This window comes from Serratia sp. 506_PEND (genome assembly GCF_001076875.1).
Lineage (GTDB): Bacteria > Pseudomonadota > Gammaproteobacteria > Enterobacterales > Enterobacteriaceae > Serratia > Serratia marcescens.
This window is the reverse complement of the sequence record NZ_JVEL01000359.1, coordinates 1-3,376: the sequence shown is the minus strand read 5'-3', so window position 1 is coordinate 3,376 and position 3,376 is coordinate 1. Positions and strand designations below refer to the sequence as shown.

5 protein-coding genes and 1 pseudogene are annotated in these 3,376 nt (G+C 58.3%); all 6 read left to right on the top strand.

Translation table 11 applies throughout. The annotated features are described in order from the left end of the window. A pseudogene (locus tag ADK28_RS11570) lies at positions 1-182 on the top strand (hypothetical protein); the annotation flags it as partial. 62 nt (positions 183-244) lie between these two features. Beyond that, entirely contained in the window at positions 245-556 is a 312-nt protein-coding gene (locus ADK28_RS11565) for a hypothetical protein (protein WP_048795711.1), read from the top strand. A 73-nt stretch (positions 557-629) separates the two neighbouring features. Then, positions 630-1,031, top strand: coding sequence for a hypothetical protein (locus ADK28_RS11560; RefSeq protein WP_053091636.1), 402 nt, complete (start codon positions 630-632; stop codon positions 1,029-1,031). Positions 1,032-1,084: 53 nt separating this feature from the next. After that, positions 1,085-1,414 carry an IS66 family insertion sequence element accessory protein TnpA gene (gene tnpA / locus ADK28_RS31535; protein ID WP_049191698.1) on the top strand — a complete coding sequence of 110 codons (330 nt, stop codon included), beginning with the start codon at positions 1,085-1,087 and terminating at the stop codon, positions 1,412-1,414. Continuing rightward, positions 1,408-1,746, top strand: a complete 339-nt coding sequence (tnpB, locus tag ADK28_RS11555) for an IS66 family insertion sequence element accessory protein TnpB (protein ID WP_048795397.1) — start codon at positions 1,408-1,410, stop codon at positions 1,744-1,746. The genes tnpA and tnpB overlap by 7 nt, the downstream gene beginning before the upstream one ends. A 64-nt stretch (positions 1,747-1,810) precedes the next feature. Further along, a complete protein-coding gene (tnpC, locus tag ADK28_RS11550) occupies positions 1,811-3,313 on the top strand; it encodes an IS66 family transposase (RefSeq protein WP_048795398.1) in 1,503 nt (500 codons plus the stop codon). The last annotated feature ends 63 nt before the right edge of the window (positions 3,314-3,376 follow it).

The window sequence follows — 3,376 nt, the reverse complement described above, 5'->3', positions numbered from 1 at the left end:
GCGAGTTTATCCGGGGCTGTAAATCCGGTGGTGGAACGACCGCCCTTTGCGGCTGCATTTACGACATCCTGCAGACGAAATACCCCCACGGAGAGCTGCTCAAAATGAACCAGCAGTACGGCTATATCCCGCCGGACTTTATGAACAACATGCTCAGCGCGGCGCAGCAGTGCCGTAAGTAATAAAGGCCGGGTGCACACAACGATACCGGTATGGAATATTCACCAACAAAAGGAGCCCGCTAATGGCGCTCGTCATTAAGTATTTCAGTATTGCTTTTGGCATCGCACTGGTTGTGGTGCTGTTTAACGTTATCAGCGCTACCGGCGAAATTCGTAGCTTTGGTCAGGGGATGGGGTACCTGTTCTGGATGACCCTGGGGCCCGGAGCCGGTATGACCATCGGCGCTTTCCTGCGCCAGTGGCTGATGCCCGATGCCATTTACACACGCGAAGGCATGACCGGATTACTCAAAGCCCGTCTGTTCTGGCTTGTGGGACCGCAGTGTATCGGCTGGCTGGCCGGACTGATAGCCGTTGGCAAACAACTGATGTAACGGTTAACAACGGTGCAAATAACGGATACCGAGAACAGGGCCACTTCTGGCCCTTTTATTTAAGGAACAAAAGATGAAAATACGATATGCCTCCGGCATCGCGAAATGGGGATGGTTGACACTTTTCTTCGTCATGCTGGCAAGCAAAGGTTATGCCGCAGCTCCACTTAAAACAGCCGTCCAGGCCATGCGCTGTCAGCCAGCCGGCACTGAAAACGGCTTCAACGGCACCTGCCCTTATCCGACAGACCTCTATAAATCCGATCCCCTTTACAAAAAGGATATGACGGCAAGTCTGAAAGAGGCCGGGCTCGCGGGGCTGTTAGGTGAAAACGCCACACTGGCCGGCCCGGAAAGTCCGCTTGAACCCATCACTATCGCAGGGGAAACCTGGCTGCAGGGGTCAGTATGCGAAACCAATAACTGTGGCGATCATTATCTCAATTGTAAGCACGCGGTGAACTCACATTGTTAATCCTTGTGCGACTCGGCACGCTTGAACCTCATGTTCACTACGCAGGTTCCCCCATGCCAAAATCTCGCCATACCCTCCAACAACAGCAGCAACATGTCGCCGACTGGCAATTCAGCGGCCTGTCCCGCACTCAGTACAGCCTGCAACACCATCTCAATGTCAAAACCTTTTGCAACTGGGTCGGCAAGTGGACCAAAATCCCAACGTCACCGGCCGCTGAACCCCCTTTTATTCCGGTGACTGTTGCCCCTGAAGAGGCACCGCTATCCCTCCCCAACATAGACCCGCATATGCCCGCCATTACCCTGAATTTAAAACGGTGCTCCATCACCTGCCAGCCCAGCCAGTTGCCGGCCATCATGGCGGAGCTCAACCTATGCTAATGCCTCATGCCATCTGGCTGGCCCGTGAGCCGACCGATATGCGCCGGGGTATTGATACCCTGACCCGGCTGGCCGATGAACACTTGCCCTCGCCCTTACCGCCGGGAACCGCGGTGGTTTTCTGCAACAAGGCACGCTCACGCATCAAAGTGTTGCAGTGGGACAAGCACGGCGTCTGGCTGTGCACCCGCCGGTTGCATCAGGGCCACTTCACCTGGCCCCGCCCCGGGGATACCGCCTGGCCGCTGACGGCAGAGCAGTTCGCCTGGCTGACCAAGGGGGTAGACTGGCAACAGGTTGAGGGGCTTGACCTGCCGGGCTGGGAAACCTGAGACGTTAAACGTTAACGTCATGATATGACGTGATTATCACCGTCCGTTATGTCAAGCTGCTGATATGGATATCGACGCGCTGTTTACCACACAAGATCCCCATGAGTTACGTGTCCGGGCTCTGGCCCTGCTCGAAGCTCAGGCTCACTACATCCAGGCCCTGGAAGACGCGCTGAAGGCCGGCCGTCGCTGGCGCTTCGGCCGCAAGAGTGAAGCCTTCCAGGGCGAACAGCGGAGCCTGGCGGAAGAGGATGTCGATGCCGACACCGCCGACCTGGAACAGCAGTTGGCGGCGGTGTTACCGGCAGGCAAGGCGCTCCCTGGCACACCGCCCAAACGCCAGCCATTGCCGCCAGAGTTATCCCGTGAAACGGTCCGTCTTGACCTGAGCAGTCATGACTGCCCCGACTGCGGGCACGCCCTGCGCCCCCTGCGTGATGAGGTGAGCGAACGGCTGGAGTACATTCCGGCTCGGGTGGTGGTGCATCGCACGGTGCGCCCGCACTACAGCTGTCCCTGCTGTGAAACCGTCCATACCGTTCCCTTACCGCCTCAGCTTATCGAAAAAGGCCAGCCCGGTCCGGGGTTGTTGGCCCAGGTCACCGTAGCCAAATGCAGTGACCATCTGCCGCTATACCGTCAGCAGAAAATCTACCTGCGTCACGGTATCGATATTCCCTGCAGCACGCTGGCTGGTTGGTTCGGTGCGGTGGGGGCGGCACTGAAGCCACTGGCCGACGCCCTGCGGCAGGACCTGCTGCAGCAAGCGGTACTGCAGGCGGATGAGACACCGTTACTGTTGCTCAATCCCGAAAAAGGTCACAGCCAGAAGGGGTATCTGTGGGCCTACGTCAGCGCCGCCGGGGCAGACAGGGCGGTGGTGCTGTATGACTGCCAGCCGGGCCGCAGTGGCACCTATGCCAGCGCGATGCTGGATAGCTGGCAGGGTACGTTGGTCGTGGACGGCTATGCCGGTTACCGGGCGCTGTTCGACGAAGGTAGCGTGAAGGAAGCCGGCTGCTGGGCGCATGTGCGTCGGAAGTTCTTCGACCAGCACAAGGCGAACGGCAGTCCGGTGGCAGAAATCGCCCTGGCCACTATCCGCGAGCTGTACAACCTGGAGCGACGGATAAAGCAGCGCCCGGCAGAACAACGACGACGATGGCGACACCGTTATGCCAAACCGCGGTTGAAGGCGTTCGAAAGCTGGTTACAGGTGAAGCAGCAGAAGACGGCACCAAACTCGGGGATACGCAAGGCCATCGACTATACGTTGAAGCGATGGGCGGCGTTACTGGTCTATCTGGAGGATGGTCGGGTACCGATAGACAACAACCGGGCGGAGAACGTGATACGTCCGGTGGCGGTTGGGCGCAAGAACTGGCTCTTCGCAGGCAGTCTGCGAGCGGGTCAGCGAATGGCGAATATCCTGAGTCTGCTGGAGACGGCAAAGCTGAACGGTTTGGAGCCGTATGCCTGGTTGCGTGATGTACTGACGCGGTTGCCGTCGTGGCCGAACCGGCGGTTGAATGAGCTGCTGCCGTACGCCGGCAATACCTTCCGTTAGTCCTCTGAAAATCCAAAACACAAACTCACCTTGCAACGCAAGGTGAGTTCACCACGTGCTTAC